This window comes from Tessaracoccus zhenghani (assembly GCF_054552775.1).
Window position 1 is genome coordinate 2,118,111 of the sequence record NZ_CM137275.1, and the last position, 17,295, is coordinate 2,135,405.

Genomic DNA, 17,295 nt, shown 5'->3' on the forward strand with positions numbered 1-17,295 from the left:
GTAGAACTTCACCGACGGACGCTCATGCCGCAGCCAGTTCGAAGATGATGCCTCTGGCGTTGTGGTCGGGGTGAGCGCAGCATCATGTATGACCAGTCTTGAGCCCATCTTGTTCCCTGTCCTCCTCGATGCTGCGACCGATCCTCTGGTGAGGGCAGTCGCCGCCTACCTCGCCCGCTACCGTGGGCAGAGCCGCGTCCACACCGAGTCTGACCTGCGTAGCTTCCTGGTGTGGTGCCGAGAACGGGGTGTCGACCCCCTGCAGGCGAGCCGCGCCCAGGCCGAGTTGTACGTGCGCTGGATGCAAGAAGTCCGTCACTTCCAGCCCTCGACCGTGAGCCGTCGTGTCTCTGTGATGGCGGGCTTCTACCGCACCTGCGTCATTGACCAAGTGATCGCTGCCTCACCGGCGGACTATGTGCGGTGCCCGAACGTGTCGGCTGAGTCCCCGACCCTGGGCTTGTCCCATCTCCAGTTCGAAGCCTTGTTGACCGCGGCGAGGTCGTCTGCGAATGTCAACGACTTCGCGCTGGTCACGATGCTGGGGTTGCTGGGGTTGCGGATCTTCGAAGCATGCGGCGCCAACATCGAGGACCTGGGAGAGGAGCATGGCCATCGCGTGCTGAAGGTCCACGGTAAAGGCGGCAAAGTCGTCCTGACACCCTTGCCGCCTTCGGTCCAGCGCGCGATCGAGCGAGCCGTGGCAGGCCGGGCTGAGGGCCCGGTTCTGCGCAATCTTCGGGGGGTGAGGATGGAACGGCACGCGGCCACCCGCCGGCTGAAGCGCCTCGCCGACACTGCTGGTGTCCGCCTGCCGTGGATGCATCCACACATGATGCGGCACACGTTCGTCACCACGATGCTGGAAGCCGGCGTGGACCTGCGTGACGTCCAGATCGCTGCCCGACACGCCGATCCGAGGACGACGATGCGCTACGACCGGGCACGTAAGAACCTCGACCGGCACCCTAACTACATCCTCGCCGCCTACATGGCCTCCGGCACCTGACATGCTACGAACCCGGTTTCGTACTACATTGTCCGACGCGGAAGGTATACTGGGTGACGTGGGAGAGGAACTCAACTGGGACGACGAGTCCGTGGCGTACATCCGGAGTCGCGGCGACCGTTACCCCGGCGGGGGTGGCGTCGAACCGAGCTGGGCGCAGGAGGTGATGGATGATCCGGACCTCGCGGCGTTCGAGCCGGACCCGAAGTCAAGGATGGGTGCTTCTCGCTTCATCGGCTTCTCCACGGCTGCTGGCAGAGTGCTGGTCGTCATCGCGTTCCGAGACGCTGATGGGGATCTGCACGGGATCAATGCGTGGCCGGCAACGGGTGCCGATCTGAGGTTCTATCGAGAGGGGACTAGACATGGCAAAGACAATTGACCCTGCGCTGGCGGCTCGCCTGCGAGATGAGTCCGAGAGAACCCTCGAGGGCGACTATCCAGAGGGTGCGCGACCGTCCCGCCCGAACCGGACGAAGGTGTACTCGATCCGGCTCAGCGAAGACGAGCAGGCCCGGGTGCAGCAGGCCGCCGACGCCCAGCACCTCCCACCGTCGACCCTGGTGCGTTCCTGGATCCTCGACCGACTCAACCAGGACAAGACCGCCTGAAGCCATCCGGATCTGCCGCGCCTTATGCCTTAGCGAGCGGTCGTGGCTTCGCGCTGGCCCTTCAGCCCAGCCTAGGTCTTTCGTTCCATGCGGCGGTGGCAACCGTTACCCCGCACGACCTGGCCACCGCCTTCGACTTCCACATCAACCTCGCTGAGCGTGGATCCATGAAGGCGTCAGCTCACCACTAGACCCTCGCGCTACGTCCAGGCCCCCTTCCGCTGTATCCGCGGAAGGGGGCCTCATCGGTCCCATCCTCACGAGCCTTGTCCCGGCGCTCGCCGGACGTCCGGTTCTGCCGCGTCTGGCGCATCACATCGCAGTGATGGATGATGTCGCGCATGAGTATCGAAGCGTGGTGGCCGAAGCTTCGTCAGCAGTCCCGTGACTATTTGATGGAAACAACGGTGACCAGGTCCCGACCGACCTTGTCGAAGAAATCACTGAGGCAGGCGGCATCGTCAGCACCGACGCATGGTGGGTAGGCCAGAGCGGTCCAGCCGGGCTATACCTGTCGGACGAGGCGAACGACTGGATCGACGAGGTCGCCAACGGCGAGACCCCTGAACCTCGCGCGGAGGACGGCGCTCCAACATCCTGACATGATGGAAACACAGCCGTGTGATTTATCCCCGGGTGTGGGTAACCCTGTGGACAACCGTCACAGGAAGCGGACCCAGTTGGGGCCCTCGCCCGTCTCGCTCTGGCTCTGCAGCACCAGGTGGCCGTCGTCGTAGATCCGATACAGCGAGGCGTGCCCGCTGCGCTCCCCCACCACGACGACATGCTCACCCTCAGGCGACACCGTCAGCCCGCGCGGCTGCGTCTCCGTATCGGTGATCACGGCCGGGCCGCGTAGCGTGCCGTCCGCTTCGACGGCGATCGCGCCCACCGTCGACTCCGTGCGCTCAGTGCACAGCAGCCACCGGCCCCCGGCGGCCAGCGCCAGGTCCGCGCCCCACACCAGGTGACCCGCCATGGGGTCCACCCCGAACGACGACGTGTGCAGCCCCCGCGTCACGTCGAAGGCCGGGACCTCCTCGCGACGGGTCAGCCGGCCGGATTCGCCGCGTTCGAAGTGGATGGCCTCACCGGTGAACTCGGTCAGGAGGTACGCGTGGTTGCTGTCCGGCGAGAAGATGAGGTGCCGCGGCCCCGTCCCGGGCGTGGCGTGGATGAACGGTTCAGACAGTTCGGAGAGCCCGCCGTCGACGGTGGTGGCGAACTGGGCGATGCGGTCGTCGCCCAGCGACACGAAGTAGGCATTGTGGCCGCTCGGGTCGAAGAGTGCTGCGTGCATGTTCCGGCTCTCCAGGCGTGCCGACTGATCGCCCACCACGCCGTCGACAATGCGGTACGACGCGCCCCAGCCGCCGTGGTAGGAGGCGGCCAGCAGCATGTGGCCCTTCGGCGACACGTCCAGGTAGGCCAACGGATCCTCCACCGGGCGGCGCGCCACCTCCTGATGCCGGCCGTTCTCCCGATCGATGCGCAGCGTCAGGATCGCAGGCGCCGGCTCCGAGGTGGCGACATACAGCAGGCCTCGGGCATGGTCGACGGCGAACGTACTGCACCCCGCGCCGACGGCGACGTCGCTCACCCGGATCAGCTGCTCGTCGCTGATCCGCAGGGTGGTGAGTGTGCCGCCCTTGGAGTTTCCGACCAGGACCATCGCGTCATTGCTCATGGCGCAAGCTTAGGCACAGGGCCGTGCACCCGGGAGGTGTTGGCCACGTCACGCGGGCTTGAACGACACCATCGAGTTGAACGTCCACTGATTGCGCCAGGCGTAGCTGCCCGTCCCGTCGGCGCCCACCGAGTAGGCGATCACCGAGGCCACCAGGTAGCTGCGGCAGCCGCCCCGGCCCGTGGCGGCCGTGTCGCATTCGGTGCGCCACCGCCGGCCGTTGCTCGTCCATTCGCCAGTTACGGCCAGGGGGTTCCCGGCCCAGACCGAACGCGGCGTGGGCTTGTAGGTGAGGTTGTTGAACAGCCAGCCGGTGCTCTGCACGAACCGGCCGCCAGCCTGGCTGACCACCGTGCCCCAGATCTCCGTGCGGCAGCGCTCGGTCACCGAGTACGGCTCGCACGAGGTGCGCCAGCGCCGCCCGTTGACCAGGTGCTCGCCGGGCGTCACGTAGAGCAGTTGCGGGTTCTTCACGAAATCCGGAGGGGGCTCGACGCTGGGGTGGCGCAGCCCCAGCGGACCCTTCGCCGCTTCCGTCACCAGGTTGCGCACGAGCCCGCGCGCGAACGCCTGCGACCTGGCCGGTGCGGATTCCATCCACGGCGACACCGCCCACGCGAACGCGAACGACCCCAGGTTCACCACCCCGGCCCCGGACGGCGCCGAGTAGTACGTGATGTCCGAGAAGGCGTTGGCGTCGTTGGTGCACCGCAACGGGCTGTGCGCCACCACGACGGTGGAGTCAGGCGACTGCTTCGCCAACCGGTCGATCTCATGACCGACGAGCCCCGGGTACTGAGCGCCGGCGGTCGCGCCGAGGCCCGCGAACCCCCAGAACGTCGGATCCGTGACCACCAGTGGCGCCGTTTCCCGGAAGCGCGACGCGCACGTGTACTGCGAACCCAGCAGCGAAGCCTCGGGATCGGCGCCGGGGCTGCGACGCCACAGGTCCGTGGTCGTCGGCCCCTGTACCGGGTCGAGGCTGGCGTCCTTGTAGCTGGTCACGATGGTGCCGTCGGCGTTCCACCGGATGCGCCAGTAGGCGGTGTTCGCGCCGAGGAAGAGCAGGTTGGTGCCGGAGTCGCGCAACGCCTCGGCGGCGCGTCGCATCTCCAGGCTCCAGTACTCGTCGTGCCCGAGGAACACCATGGCCGGCGAGCCTGCGTACTGCGCCGCCCCCTGGTGCAGCGCGAAGTTGGTGGTGTAGGACAGCGGCACCCCCAGGGATTCGAGCTGCTGGATGAGTCCCACTTCGTACTCCTGCACCTTGAGGGTGCGGTTTCCCTCGAACGCCTGGGGGCGCATGAACGAGACGCGGTGCGCCCGGTACTCGAAAGCAGAGCGCCCGTCCTGGTAGCCCTGGTACAGGTTGAAGTTGCCCATCGGGTTGTACGCCTGGTGGGTGGCTGTCGCCGACATCACCGTCACCGTGCCGCGGTGCGACTTCGAGCGCAGGATCACCGGCACCGTCTTCGACTTCCCCGACGCGTGGCGCAGGTTCACGTAGTACATGCCCGGCAGCCAGCCGGTGGTGTCGAACGTGTGTGTGACCTTCCACCCGGAGCAGTCCACCATGTTGCCCTCTTCGAGCGTGCAGGGCTGCTGCGCGACGCCGGGTTGGGCGGGCAGCTGCGCCACCCTGAGCCCGCCGCGGCCGCCATAGTCGCCGATGCGGTACACGTCAACGGCCACGGCCTGGGAGGGGCTGTGCACCCGCAGTTCCATGGGCTGGCCGGGGAGGAGGCTCTCGGCGCCGACGAACCCCCTGAGTTCCGTGTCGGTCGCCTGCTGGGCGAGGGGGACCCGCCAGTTGTGGAGGCCGTCGTCGGCCGTCGCCACGGAGGGCGTGAAAACGCTCCACACCAGGACGATGGCGAGGAGCAGAGCTGAAGAACGCCGGAGGGCCACGTCCCCACGATAGGAGAATCCCTGCCCCCGGTGCGGTCGGGGCAGGGATTCGTGGGAAGTGGATGCCGCGAGGGGCGGAGTGTCAGTCGCTGAAGCGCACCAGGTTGTTGAAGACCTCGGCGCCGCCGGCGGACGACTTCACGTAGGTGCGGCAGGCGCCGCGACCCGTCGCGGCGGTGTCGCACTCGGTGCGCCACTGCCGGCCCTGCGCGTCGTTCCAACTGCCGGTGGTGCCCAGGTCGTTGCCTACCCAGAGTTCGCGCTTGGCGGGCTTGTAGGTGAGGTTGTTGAACACCCAGCCCTCGGTGTGCAGCTCATAGCCCGCCACGTTCTCGACCATGGAGGCCCAGATCTCGGTGCGGCACCGTTCGGTCTGTGAGTACGGCTCGCAGGTGGTGCGCCAGGCGCGGCCGCCGACGGTGTGCTGACCCTCGGTCACGTAGAGCGCGACGGCGTCGATGGTGTCCGCCGCGGCGATCACGGGACGCTGGACGTCGCGCGAGGCGGCAACCTCCGACGCGCGGTGCAGCGCGGAGGCGGGCAACAGCGTGTTGCTCAGGGCGGGCACGGCGTAGCAGGAGCGGCGCGCGTCGGCGACGACGGCGCCGTCGGAGTTGCGCGTCCAGTAGCCGCAGTAGGCGCCGCCGCTGCCGTGGATGGCGTAGCCACCCAGCTGCAGGCCGTCGATGGGCATCTCTTGGCCGGCCTTCATCAGGGTGAAGTGCACATGGCGGAAGGTGCCGCGCCCACAGGTCTCGGAGCCCGGCATGCCGGTCATACCCAGCTTGGTGCCGGCCGTCACCTGCTGACCGGCCGCGAGGCCGGCCGGGATGGCGCGTAGGTGGTAGTACTTCGTCTGCCAGCCGCCCTCGTGGGTGATGATGACCTCGCAGTTGGCCTTGACGGTGGTGATCACGCCATCGGCGGCGGCGACCACGTCGACCGACGCATTGCCGGCAGCGCCGAGATCCACGGAGCTACGCACGCCGGAGGTGAAGGTGTGGGTGCCGCCACCCTGGACGGTGAGGCCCCAGCCCACGGGCAGCAGCATGGGGAAATCCGGAAGGGTGGCTGCTGCCTCGGCCCTCGGAGTGGTGGCGACGCTGAACACGCCAGCCAGGAGCGCCACTACCAGGGCTCCGACAAAAGACTTTCGCACGCAGATATCCTTCAGCAAATTCTCAGGGTTTCTCAGGATGAGGAGACCACCCACGCGGTGATCCCTGAGAACTGTACGATTTTCCTGAGAGTTTCCCAAATCCTTCCTGAGAATTGCTCAGCTTTCTGCTATAGGTTTGCCTGCGGCCGGGACCTCCCCCTTCGCCGGGCCGACGGTGAGGGCGGCGATACCGGTGGTCAGGGGCACGCTCAACACCAGGCCGATGGCCGAGCCGAGGGTGCGGACGGCCTCCCCGGCGAACATCTCGACGCCGAGCAGGTCCAGCGGCGCCCGGGAGGTGAAGTACAGGAGGAGCAGCACCGTCAGGGCTGCGCCGGCGTAGGCGAAGACGATGGTGTAGATGGTGGAGGCGATATGGTCGCGGCCGATCCGCATCCCCGCCGCGAAAACGCGGGTCCGCGACCACTGCGGCGCTGCGCCGCGCAGCTCCCAGACGGCCGAGGCCTGGGTTATCGTCACGTCGTTGAGGACGCCGAGCCCGCCCACGATGATGCCCACCATCAGCAGGTCCTGGAAGTTGATGGCGGGCGCGAGTTGGGCGAGGTCGTACTCGTTCTCGTCGGAGAAGCCGGACAGCCGGGCCGCCACGACGGCCACCGCGCCCAACCCCGTGGTGACCGCGAGCCCGAGCAGCGTCCCGGCCAGCGCGGCGGAGGTGCGCACCGAGACCCCGTGCGCCACGTAGAGCACGATGAACATGATCACCGTCGACCCCGCCAGCGCCACGGCCATGCCGGACTTGCCGACGATGACGGCCGGAAGCATGAACCCCAGCAGTACGTAGGCGGCGATGCCCAGCGCCACCAGCGCCATCAGCCCCCGCCACCTGGCGACGGCGACCACCGCAGCCACGAACAGCGCCAGCATGATCCCGATCACCGGCAGCCGGTTCACACCGCTGAACGCGTAGTGGAAGCCGTCCTCGGTGGGGATGCGGGCGACCTCGATGGAGTCGCCCGCCCTCAAGCCTGCGTGCACCTGGGGTCCGGACAGTTCGACGGCGACCTCCGCCCCCTCGTCGGCCCCGCTGTCCACGACGACGCTGGCGGTCAGGCAGGCGGGCCCCTGGACGGGGCCGACGTCGGCCGATTCGCACCCCTCGACGACCTCCGTGATGGTGGCGTCCTCATACGTGACGCCGGGCACCTCGTCGACGATGGTGAGGGCGCCGTCGAGCTCGGCGCCGCTGGGCCACAGCCAGATCATGCCCGCCACGGCGAGGATGCCCACGACGGCGAGGAAGCCGACGAGGAGAGCCCGGGCGCGCTGACCCACTTCTACTGGTGCGTGTTCGCCGTGCGAGTGACCCATGCGGGCCAACGTACACGGCGGATGTACACTCGAAAACGTGTCGACGAACGCGGAAACCAGGCGGAAGCGGCGCCCGGACGCGAAGTGCCCGCTGCGCCCCGGGGATCCGTGCACCCTCTGCCAGATCAACGTGACCGGACCGCACGACTGCGGCCTCGTCTATCTCATCATGGACGACCCGGAATCCCGCGAGGCCTGGGCTGAGAGCCGCCGGAAACAGCACCAGTAGGCGCGCGGGTACGCTCGTCCCATGGAAATGGCCGCGCCCGTCTGCTATCGGCACCCGAACGAACCCACCCGCATCTCGTGCCAGCGCTGCGGCCGCCCCATCTGCCCCCAGTGCATGGTGCCGGGCTCGGTGGGGTTCCAGTGCCCCGAATGCGTGCAGCAGGGGATGCAGCAGACACGGCAACACGCGCTCCCGTACGGCGGCGAGCGCACCTCCAACCCCAAGACGACCTCGATGGTCCTGGTCGGCATCAACGCCGCCATCTGGATCCTGCTGCTGCTGACCGGCGGCTACGACGGCGAGCCGATGGGCTACGTGGCGCTCACCCCCGCCATCGCCGCGTACTACGGCGAATGGTGGCAACTGCTCACCTCGGGTTTCGCGCATGTGGAGTTGTGGCACTTCGGCTTCAACATGCTGGTGTTGTACCTGCTGGGCCCCAACGTCGAGCAGATCGTGGGCCGCTGGAAGTTCCTGGCCATCTACCTCATCTCGTTGCTCGGCGGTTCTGCCAGCGTGATGCTGTTCTCCAACCCGCTGGGCTCCACGCTGGGCGCGTCGGGCGCGATCTACGGTCTCCTCGGCGCCGTGCTGCTGCTCGCCATCAAGCACAAGGGCGACGTGCGCGGCATCCTCACCTGGATCGGCATCAACGTGGCGGTGTCGTTCCTGTGGGCCAACGTGTCATGGCAGGGGCACCTGGGCGGCCTGGTGGGCGGCGTGGTGGCCACGGCCGTCGTCCTGTACCTGCCCAAGTCGGCGCGGAAATGGCAGTGGCCGCTGCTCGCCGTGCTGGCGGTCGCCTTCGTGGCCGTCAGCCTCTTCCGGGGCCTCCAGCTCGCCGGATAGCGCCGCCTGTCACCGCCAGAGCGTGTGCTTCAGCGCCTCCTCGACGGTGGGCTCAGAGAACCTGAACCCCGCGGTCTGGAGCTTGGCCGAGGAGACCCGCTGGTCGGTGTCGATCAGCTGGTCGTAGCCCTCGGACCCCAGGAGGGCCTTGGGGCCCACCGAGGGCACCGGCAGCCAGGACCGTTTCCCGATCACCCGGGCCAGCGTCTCGGCGAACTCCCCGTTGGTGACCGGAGCGGGCCCCACCATGTTGACCGGTCCCTGCACCGACGGCGCCACCACGGCATACGTGTACGCGCGGGCCACGTCGTCGATCCCGATCCAGCTGTTCATGCCCTCCTTCGGCGACACCGGGCCACCCAGCCCCAGGAAGAACAGCGGGAGCTGCGGCAGGAGGGCCCCGCCGCCCTGGCTCAACGCGATCCCGGTGCGCATGAAGGCGGTGCGGGCCCCAGCGTCCGACGCGGCGCCGGCGGCCCCCTCCCACTGACGCACGACGTCGGCGAGGAACCCGTCGCCGGGTGCCGACTCCTCCGTGAGGAGTTCGCCCGGGCGTCGCGCGCCGTAGATGCCGATGCCCGACGCCTGGATGAGCGCGGTCGACGGGTGCTGGGCGACGGCGTCGGCCAGCGTGTGCGTGGCGTCGAGGCGTGACTGCAGGATCTTCTGCTTGTTGTTCGCAGTGAACCGGCCACCGATGGAGTGCCCGGCGAGGTTGATCACCGCGTCGACGGCATCGAGGACGCCGGGGGGCAGGTGTCGCCCGGCGGGGTCCCACTGGATGGCGGTGCCGGGCGCGTAGCCCCGGTCCGGCGAGCGGACCAGCCGTCCGACGTGCTGCCCGGCGTTGGCGAGAAGCGCGACCAGTTGCGTGCCGATGAGGCCCGAGGCACCCGAGACGAGGATCCGGCGACTCCGCCCGTCGAGGAGCCGGTGGAGCATGAGGTCGCCCTTCATCTGGCGCGCCCTGAACCGGAAGTCGCGATTGTGTTCCACGTCGGTGTCGAACTTCAGCCTGGGGGCGTCGAACGTGATGCGGTCGAACATCCTGGTGCCGCCGTCGGGCAGGTCGCTGAGGAACGACTCGTGGCGCCAACTGTTGAAGATGCCGCTGTCCACCATGTCGACGACCTGCACGTCGTCGCTCAGCGCCATGTAGCGGTAGGTGGCCTTCGGCTTCGGATAGGGCCGGTAGGGCAGGTGGACGCTCACGGTGAACTGGTTGCCCACGCGGTAGTCGTCCGGGTTGCCCTCGAGGACGGTCAGGCCGCCCCCGGGGATGAAGCGCACCAGCCCACCGGGGCCGTACAGCATCCGGCGGACGAGGTCGCGCGGATGCGCGAAGTCGGTGACGTGCTCGTAGACCTGCATACGGGTCATCCTGTCAGGCACGCGGGAGTTTCAGGGGCTATCGGCCCCGACCGGGCGCCGGCAGGCCGAGCCACCCGGCGCCGGGATGGTGCCCGCCGGCGCGCTTCACGTCCGCGAGGAGCGGATAGCGTTCCCGAACCGATGCCTCCACCCGGTCATGTAGCGTCGACGCGGCCGCGGGGCAGTCCTCGCAGGCGCCGCCGAAGTTGAGCTTCAGCGTCGTGACCGTCGCATCGGCGACTGTGATGTGGCCGCCGTGGCTCGACACGTAGCCGGCCAGCTCACCCTCCAGCACCTCGCGCGCCAGCATTCCCAGCAGTTCCCCGGAGCCCTCGGTGACCTGCCAGCCGTCGAGGTCGACGGCGGCCGCCACCGCGTCGCGGATCCGCGGGCCGTGCTCGGTCCAGGTGCGGTCCTCGGCCAACCACGTCCAGACACCGCGTCGTTCCACCATTGCCTTGGTCAACACGCCGTACTCGAGCAGCGGGCCGAGCGTGCCGGGCGCGTGCAGAACCTGGCCGACGGGGAGGTCGACGTCGGTGACCCAGCGCACGGCGCGCGGCTCGCCCGGGATCGACTGGGGGTGGATGGCGCGTGTCATGTGAGCACTCCCACGATCTGATGGGCCAGGAAGGCCATGAGCCAGGCGGTGAGGCCCAGGTAGCCGAAGGCGATGAGCGGCCACCGCCAGGTGCCGGTCTCGCGACGCATCACGGCCAGCGTGGACATGCACTGCAGCGCGTAGACGAAGAACACCAGCAGCGCGGCGATGGTGGGAGGCGTGAAGACCTCCTCGCCCTCGCGCGGCCCGTCCTGGTGCCGCATTTCCGCCAACGCTCTGGCCGGGTTCTCGGGATCCGAGGCGGACGCCACCTGGCCGAGCGTCGCGACGAAGACCTCGCGCGCGGCCAGCGACGAGATCACGCCCACGTTGACGCGCCAGTCGAAGCCCAGCGGCTCGAACACCGGTTGCACCGCGCGGCCGAGGCCGGCCGCCACCGAATGGTCCAGCGTGTAGGCGGTCACGGCCACCTCGTCGGCGGGGTCCACCCCTGCCGCCACCAGGTCGTCAGCCGAGCGCATCGGCAGGCTCAACAGCGCCCAGAGGACCACCGTCGTGACCAGGATGATCGACGTGACCTTCCGCAGGAACGCCTTGCAGGCATCCCACACCGAGATCAGCACCGTCCTGAGCTTCGGCAGCCGGTAGGACGGCATCTCCATGTAGAACGGCAGCCCCACGCCCGACCGCCCCACGACCCGCTTCCAGAACCACGCCGACGCCATGGCCGACGCGGCCCCCAGCACGTAGAGGCCGAACATGATGGCGCCCTGTGCGCGCACCGGGCCCCAGCCCAGCTCGGGCGGCACGAGCATCCCGATCAGCAGCACATACACGGGCAGCCGGGCGGAGCAGGTCATCAGCGGAGCGGCCATCATGGTGGCCAGCCGGTCCTTGGCCGAGGGCAGCGTGCGCGTGGCCATGATGCCCGGGATGGCGCAGGCCAGCGACGAGAGGAGCGCGACGAACGCGCGGCCCTCCAGGCCCGCCGTCGACATCACGCGGTCCATCAGGTAGGCGGCGCGCGACAGGTAGCCGGAACCCTCGAGCAACGAGATGAGGATGAAGAGCAGAGCGATCTGCGGCAGGAACACCAGCACGCCGCCCACACCGGCCAGTAGCGCGTCGGCGGTGAAGGAGGCCAACCAGCCCACCGGGATGGCGCCGCGCGCCCAGTCGCCGAGCCACGCGAACGCCGCCTCGATCCAGCCCTGCAGGGGGGCGGCCACCACGAAGATGGTCTGGAAGAACACGAACATGGTGAGGAAGAAGATGAGGCTGCCCCAGAGGGGGTGCAGCAGCACGCGGTCGAACCTGGCGGTGCGCGAATCCGGATCCGGCGCGGCGAAGTGCGCCGCGGTGAGGACGGACTGCGTCCAGCCGACGACGGCCTCGGGTTCCGTGGGAGGCACCAGCATCGGCGCGGGCCACTGGGCGGGCGCGGCGAGGATCTGGCGGAGGGCCTCGACCCCCCGTCGTTCACCCGCCACCACGGGCAGCACCTTGAGCCCGAGCGCCCGGGACAACGCCTCGGGATCGACCTTGCCGCCGCGGTGCAGCAACTCGTCGACGAACGTCAGCACGATCGCGGTGGGCAGACCGGCCTGCTGCACCTGGGCGACGAAGCCGAGCCCGCGCCTCAGGTTCGTCGCGTCGACGACGACGAGCAGCCCGGCCAGCGAGCCCGCCTCTTCCAGGACGGCGGCGACGATCTCCTCGTCCGGGCTGATCGGGTCGAGGGAGTAGGTGCCGGGGAGGTCTTCAACGACGACCGGACCGTCGGTGGTTTCGATCAGGCCCTCGTACCTCGCGACGGTGACGCCGGGGTAGTTGCCCGTCTTGGCGCGCAGGCCGGTGAGCCCGTTGAACAGCGTGGTCTTACCGGCGTTGGGGCTCCCGACGAGCGCCACCCGCGGGAGCACCTCCCCGGTGGCCGAAGGCTGCGGCGTGGCCGAAGGGCCTCCGTGATGGTGGGCGTGGCTCACGCCGCGACCAGGATGCGGCTCGCCTGCGCCCTGCGCAGCACGATCTCCACCCCGCCCACCCGGAACATCAGGGGCCCACCGAGCGGGGCCTGCCGCAGGCGCACGACACTCTCCCCCGGCGTGAAGCCCAGGTCGAACAGACGGCGCACCACCACGTCGTCGTCATCGAAGCCGACGACGGTGCGCACCTCGCCCAGCGGTATGGAGTCCAGGGTGCACGTTGACTTGGCGGCGAACGCCCGCGCTGTGGTGCATCGCCGAGCGGCGAACAGTTCCACGAGACTCATGCGCATTAAGTTAGCACCGCCTTACCTAATTGCCCGGCAGGGGGGTCGGTTAGCGCTACCTCCGGCGGAAGCAACGCTGCCCACACGGGCTGTCGGGCAGACTGGGGACATGGCCGTGTCACGTCTCTCTGATGCCAACCGCATCGTCATCCTCTCCGGCGCAGGGCTGTCCACCGCCGCCGGCATCCCGGACTTCCGCGGCCCCGAGGGCCTGTGGACCCGGGACCCCTACGCCGAACTGGTGTCCACCCTCTCCTGGTACCTCAGCGACGAGGACGTCCGGAAGGCCGCCTGGCGCCGCCGAGCCATGCCCGAGGCGTGGAACGCCCGGCCCACGAAGGCGCACCACGCCATCGCCGACCTGGAGAAGCAGGGCCGGCTGCGGGCGATCATCACGCAGAACACCGACGGCCTCCACCAGCTGGCCGGCTCCAGCCCCGAACTGGTGCACGAGGTCCACGGCAGCATGCGCACCTGGCGCTGCGAGATGTGCGGGAAGACCGGCCCGATGGAGGAGATGGTCGCCCGCGTCAACGCCGGCGACCCGGATCCCCGCTGCCCGGAGTGCGGCGGCATCACCCGCGCCACCGTCATCCTCTTCGAGGAGGTCCTGGAGCCCGACGTCATGGAGGCCTCGCTGCAGGCGGTCGAAGACTGCGACGCGATCGTCGCCGTGGGCACGTCGCTCGGCGTCTACCCCGTGGCTGGGTTGTTCCCCACCGCCATCTCCCACGGCGCGTACGGCGTGATCGTCAACGCCTCCGAGACCCCCATGGACGACGTCGCACACCAAGTCGTCCGGGGCCGGCTCGACGACGTCCTGCCCGATCTGCTGACCACCGAGCCCTGAACCCCGACGCGTATTAGGGTTGCTCAATCACTCTGACCCGAAGGGGGCCTGAGATGGCGCAGCAGGCGGAGGTCACCGTCGAACTGGTTCTGCGAGCCGTCGAACAGGTTCCGCGGGGGTCCGTCGTGTCGTACGGCGACATCGCGGAACTCGTCGGCACCTCCGCGCGCAGGGTCGGCACCATCATGGCCACCCGCGGCGGCGAGGTGAGCTGGTGGCGGGTCACCAACCGCGACGGGGAACTCCCCGTCCACCTGCTGCCCCTGGCCCGCAAGCGGTGGGCGCGTGAGGGGATCAGCAGCGAGCCCCGCCGCTGCCGCATCGACCGGCACCGGGCCGACCTGATGCAGTTGGCCTGTGCCTACGCAGATGCGGCGGCCGAACTCATCGTCTGATCCCCTCACCGTCACGTCCGGGCGCGGAGCGCGCGTGGGATGATGGGCGCATGCTGATTCCGCTGGACGTCCAGCTCCTTGAGACCGAGGGAGCGATGCCTCTCTGGCCGCTCATCCTGCTGGGCGCGGCGGCGGTTCTGGTGATCTTCTTCATCATCGTGGAGCTCGCGCGCATCCTGCGGCGCCGGCCCCCGGTCGATGATCCACGGCAGGATGCCGACGATGCGTCGCCCGACGATCGCTCATAGCTCACCCCCGCGTGCGGCCTTTCACCGAGTTGTCGGGGAGAATGGACGAAGGTCTGATCAGTACCGGCCTGCCAGGAGGGGCGATGTTCAACTCTGAGACACCAGTCACCGCGGGGATGACGCAGGCATCCGTCCGCACGGGCAACCTCGCGCTCGTGCTGGGCGAAGTGCTGGCGAACAGCGGAGCCGTCTCCCGCGCCGACATCGCCGGCCGGTTGGGGATGACGCGCTCCACGGTGTCCAGGCTGGTTGACGACCTCATCATCGGCGAACTCGTCAAGGAGGGCGAGGCCGTCGGTGGCTCGCGGGGCCGCCCGGCCGTCCCGCTCAAGATCCGCCCCGGTACTGTCTTCGCCCTCGGTCTCGAGGTCAACGTCGAGCGCATGGTCGCCACCCTCGTCGACCTGACCGGTGAGGTGCAGGCGGAGCGCTACATCGACATCGACGTGGAGTCGTTCAGCGTCGAGGAGGGCATGGCCCGGCTCTGCGACATCGCCAGGGAAACACTCAAGGACGTGCCCGAAGGAGCCCGGGTCTCCGGCGCGCTCCTCGCCATCCCGGGTCTGGTCGACAGGGAGGGCCAACGCGTGCTGCGCGCCCCCAACCTCGCGTGGGAAGGGGTCGAGCCCGGCCTCCACTGGGACGTGGAGGTGGCCGGCAGCAGGCTGGGGCTCACCGTGCGCAACGACGTCGACTGTTCCGCGCTCACCGTGCTGCGGGAGAACCCGGGGTCGTCGTTCCTCTACGTCACCGGCGAGGTGGGCATCGGCGCGTCCATCTCGCTGGATGGTCAGTTGATGAGCGGCCGGCACGGCTGGGCAAGCGAGCTGGGCCACATCTGCGTGGATCCCGACGGCGAGCTCTGTGGTTGCGGCGCGCGCGGGTGCCTCGAGACGGTGGCCGGCGCCCATGCCGTGTCCAGCCTTGCCGGGCAGCCGGACATCGACGGCGTGGTTGCCGCGCTCGCGGAGGGTGACGCCGTTGCTCAGGCGGCCATCGACACGCTGGCGTCGGCGTTGGGCATCGCTATCGGCGCGGCCTTGAACCTGCTCGATCTCACCACCGTGCGGTTGGGCGGGCACCTCGCCAGTGTCGGCGAGTGGCTCCGCGAGCCGCTCCAGCGCGAGCTCACCACGCGCGTGCTGTGGGCGCCACACTCGGGCATCGAGCTGGAACTGGTGGACCACACGCCCCGCCGCGCCGCGATGGGCGCAGGTCTGGCCGCGCTCGGCCCCGTGGTCAGCGGCCCGGCTGCCTGGGTGGACCCGCTCCTCGAGCGCTAATCCAGCCGGCACGCGGCCGTGCCGCCGGGCAACCGGTAGCGGTTGCGCGCCACGATCGCGTACACCTTCTGCGCCACCCAGCGGATCCCAGGCAGGCGCAGGACGCCCCCCACCAGCGGCCAGGGGAACCGCGACTCGCGGAACACGACGGCGACAGCGTCACTGCCCACATGCGCGCTGCCGTCGATATCCACGACGTGAAGACTCTCCGCACACTTGTCCACAGTGAGGTTGTGGACAGCGAGATCCACGCGCTGAAAAGCCGTCACAGTGACCTGCGCGCGGAACCACGGCGTCTGCGTGGCGAGGGCTGATGTGGTACAGAAGCCACAGTCCTCGTCGTAGAGGACCAGTGGCCGGGTCGGCCGGGGGTTGTCCACGGAGTTATCCCCAGCCTGTGCCGACTCGTTCAGATGCTCATCCATGCTTGTCCTGCCCGTTTGAGTACGAACTGCCGTGAGTCTCCACTGTACGTGGCAACGGACCTGTGGATAAGCCCCTCGTCAGTTGTCCCGGGGGTTGCCGTGGGTGTCTTCGCGCCTGTCGCTGGGCGTGTCGTCGTCTGGTGTCGAGCCTTCGGACGCCGAATCGGCGGCGGCCTCACCGTGGGAGTTGTCCCCCGAGTTGTCCACAGGCTCTTCGCGGTCGTCGACGCGGCGCTGGCGCGCCCACCACCACAACCCCGCCCCGATGAGGATCATCGGCAGGGATAGCCACTGGCCCATGCTGAGACCCAGCCCGAGGATGCCCAGTTGCGCATCCGGCTCGCGCCAGAATTCGGCGATGAACCGGAAGCTGCCGTAGCCGGCGAGGAAGGCGGCCGTGACCTGGCCGCGGAAGCGCGGCTTGCGGGCGTAGAACCACAGCAGGACGAAGAGGAGGAGCCCTTCGAGGAGCATCTGGTAGAGCTGCGACGGGTGCCTGGGCACGTCTCCGCCCGTGGGGAAGATCATGGCCCACGGCAGCGATTCGGGGGCCGGCCTGCCCCACAGTTCACCGTTGATGAAGTTGCCGAAACGCCCAGCCGCGAGGCCGATGGGCACGGACGGCGCGAGGAAGTCGCCCACCTGGAGGAAGGGCCGCTTCTTGCGCCACGCGTACCAGGCCAGACCGAGGACGACGCCGATCGCGCCGCCGTGGAAGCTCATGCCGCCGTCCCACACCCTGATGATCTCCAACGGGTTCTGTAGGTGGTAGCCGTTCGTGTAGAAGAGGGAGTAGCCCAGGCGGCCGCCCACGATGACGCCGATGATCGACGCGAGGAGGATGTCCTCGATGTCGGCCGACGACCACGGCTGGGGCTTCGTGATGGAGCGGTAGGGCTCGTGCGCCAGACGACGCCGCATCAGCCCATACGCCATGGCGAACGCGAGTAGGTACATGATCGCGTACCAGTGGATCTTGAGGCCGAAGAGGTTGAGGGCCACGGGATCGAAATCCGGGAACGTCAGCACGAGGGGGTTCACGCGCCAAGCTTCGCATATCCGCCAAGGCGAGCCCGCCGCGCAGCCGACCCTCGCGACCGGTCCC

Annotated in this window: 19 protein-coding genes; 9 read left to right on the forward strand and 10 right to left on the reverse strand. The window is 68.9% G+C overall.

Annotated features, from left to right (window positions below; all coding sequences use genetic code 11):
* Positions 1 to 88: 88 nt before the first annotated feature.
* The 3 genes from ACX1DX_RS10055 to ACX1DX_RS10065 are packed head-to-tail and all read left to right on the forward strand — an operon-like array spanning position 89 to position 1,620.
* Positions 89 to 1,009 (forward strand): tyrosine-type recombinase/integrase, encoded by a 921-nt coding sequence (locus ACX1DX_RS10055; RefSeq protein WP_459396494.1) that lies wholly within the window; start codon positions 89 to 91, stop codon positions 1,007 to 1,009.
* A 58-nt stretch (positions 1,010 to 1,067) separates the two neighbouring features.
* Positions 1,068 to 1,391: a hypothetical protein gene (locus ACX1DX_RS10060; RefSeq protein WP_459396495.1), complete on the forward strand. Its 324-nt coding sequence runs from the start codon at positions 1,068 to 1,070 to the stop codon at positions 1,389 to 1,391.
* Complete coding sequence (locus ACX1DX_RS10065; protein ID WP_143571043.1) at positions 1,375 to 1,620, forward strand: YlcI/YnfO family protein; 246 nt, start codon at positions 1,375 to 1,377, stop codon at positions 1,618 to 1,620. Before ACX1DX_RS10060 ends, ACX1DX_RS10065 begins: the two co-directional genes overlap by 17 nt.
* A 661-nt stretch (positions 1,621 to 2,281) precedes the next feature.
* On the opposite strand, the gene ACX1DX_RS10070 is transcribed toward ACX1DX_RS10065, so the two are convergent.
* The 4 genes from ACX1DX_RS10070 to ACX1DX_RS10085 form a co-directional block, all read right to left on the reverse strand.
* Positions 2,282 to 3,307 (reverse strand): lactonase family protein, encoded by a 1,026-nt coding sequence (locus ACX1DX_RS10070; RefSeq protein ID WP_076063571.1) that lies wholly within the window; start codon positions 3,305 to 3,307, stop codon positions 2,282 to 2,284.
* A gap of 48 nt (positions 3,308 to 3,355) precedes the next feature.
* The gene (locus ACX1DX_RS10075) at positions 3,356 to 5,215 is read right to left on the reverse strand and encodes a N,N-dimethylformamidase beta subunit family domain-containing protein (protein ID WP_459396496.1); all 1,860 of its coding nucleotides are present in this window, start codon (positions 5,213 to 5,215) and stop codon (positions 3,356 to 3,358) included.
* Between the two features lie 82 nt (positions 5,216 to 5,297).
* A complete protein-coding gene (locus tag ACX1DX_RS10080) occupies positions 5,298 to 6,374 on the reverse strand; it encodes a M23 family metallopeptidase (protein ID WP_459396497.1) in 1,077 nt (358 codons plus the stop codon).
* A gap of 117 nt (positions 6,375 to 6,491) precedes the next feature.
* A complete protein-coding gene (locus tag ACX1DX_RS10085) occupies positions 6,492 to 7,706 on the reverse strand; it encodes a YibE/F family protein (RefSeq protein WP_459396498.1) in 1,215 nt (404 codons plus the stop codon).
* 37 nt (positions 7,707 to 7,743) lie between these two features.
* On the opposite strand from ACX1DX_RS10085, the gene ACX1DX_RS10090 reads away from it, so the two are divergent.
* On the forward strand, positions 7,744 to 7,935 hold the full coding sequence (locus ACX1DX_RS10090; protein WP_076063579.1) for a DUF6767 domain-containing protein: 192 nt from the start codon (positions 7,744 to 7,746) through the stop codon (positions 7,933 to 7,935).
* A gap of 21 nt (positions 7,936 to 7,956) precedes the next feature.
* Positions 7,957 to 8,784, forward strand: a complete 828-nt coding sequence (locus ACX1DX_RS10095; RefSeq protein ID WP_459396499.1) for a rhomboid family intramembrane serine protease — start codon at positions 7,957 to 7,959, stop codon at positions 8,782 to 8,784.
* Between the two features lie 9 nt (positions 8,785 to 8,793).
* On the opposite strand, the gene ACX1DX_RS10100 is transcribed toward ACX1DX_RS10095, so the two are convergent.
* From ACX1DX_RS10100 to ACX1DX_RS10115, 4 genes are all read right to left on the reverse strand, one after another.
* Entirely contained in the window at positions 8,794 to 10,155 is a 1,362-nt protein-coding gene (locus tag ACX1DX_RS10100) for a TIGR01777 family oxidoreductase (protein ID WP_459396500.1), read from the reverse strand.
* Positions 10,156 to 10,192: 37 nt separating this feature from the next.
* Complete coding sequence (locus tag ACX1DX_RS10105; protein ID WP_459396501.1) at positions 10,193 to 10,756, reverse strand: NifU family protein; 564 nt, start codon at positions 10,754 to 10,756, stop codon at positions 10,193 to 10,195.
* A complete protein-coding gene (feoB, locus tag ACX1DX_RS10110; protein ID WP_459398206.1) occupies positions 10,753 to 12,627 on the reverse strand; it encodes a ferrous iron transporter B in 1,875 nt (624 codons plus the stop codon). The genes ACX1DX_RS10105 and feoB overlap by 4 nt, the downstream gene beginning before the upstream one ends.
* 71 nt (positions 12,628 to 12,698) lie before the next feature.
* The gene (locus ACX1DX_RS10115; protein WP_083665666.1) at positions 12,699 to 12,989 is read right to left on the reverse strand and encodes a FeoA family protein; all 291 of its coding nucleotides are present in this window, start codon (positions 12,987 to 12,989) and stop codon (positions 12,699 to 12,701) included.
* Between the two features lie 109 nt (positions 12,990 to 13,098).
* Between ACX1DX_RS10115 and ACX1DX_RS10120 the strand changes: the two genes are divergently transcribed.
* The 4 genes from ACX1DX_RS10120 (at position 13,099) to ACX1DX_RS10135 (ending at position 15,765) form a co-directional block, all read left to right on the forward strand.
* A complete protein-coding gene (locus ACX1DX_RS10120; protein ID WP_459396502.1) occupies positions 13,099 to 13,839 on the forward strand; it encodes an SIR2 family NAD-dependent protein deacylase in 741 nt (246 codons plus the stop codon).
* Positions 13,840 to 13,892: 53 nt separating this feature from the next.
* Positions 13,893 to 14,234 (forward strand): MGMT family protein, encoded by a 342-nt coding sequence (locus tag ACX1DX_RS10125; RefSeq protein WP_459396503.1) that lies wholly within the window; start codon positions 13,893 to 13,895, stop codon positions 14,232 to 14,234.
* A gap of 50 nt (positions 14,235 to 14,284) precedes the next feature.
* A complete protein-coding gene (locus ACX1DX_RS10130) occupies positions 14,285 to 14,482 on the forward strand; it encodes a hypothetical protein (protein ID WP_459396504.1) in 198 nt (65 codons plus the stop codon).
* Between the two features lie 83 nt (positions 14,483 to 14,565).
* Positions 14,566 to 15,765, forward strand: coding sequence for an ROK family protein (locus tag ACX1DX_RS10135; RefSeq protein WP_459396505.1), 1,200 nt, complete (start codon positions 14,566 to 14,568; stop codon positions 15,763 to 15,765).
* On the opposite strand, the gene ACX1DX_RS10140 is transcribed toward ACX1DX_RS10135, so the two are convergent.
* Together ACX1DX_RS10140 and lgt are read right to left on the reverse strand one after the other, a co-directional pair.
* A complete protein-coding gene (locus ACX1DX_RS10140; RefSeq protein WP_459396506.1) occupies positions 15,762 to 16,190 on the reverse strand; it encodes a thiol-disulfide oxidoreductase DCC family protein in 429 nt (142 codons plus the stop codon). The genes ACX1DX_RS10135 and ACX1DX_RS10140 overlap by 4 nt on opposite strands.
* 78 nt (positions 16,191 to 16,268) lie before the next feature.
* A complete protein-coding gene (gene lgt, locus ACX1DX_RS10145; RefSeq protein ID WP_459396507.1) occupies positions 16,269 to 17,231 on the reverse strand; it encodes a prolipoprotein diacylglyceryl transferase in 963 nt (320 codons plus the stop codon).
* Between the last annotated feature and the right edge of the window lie 64 nt (positions 17,232 to 17,295).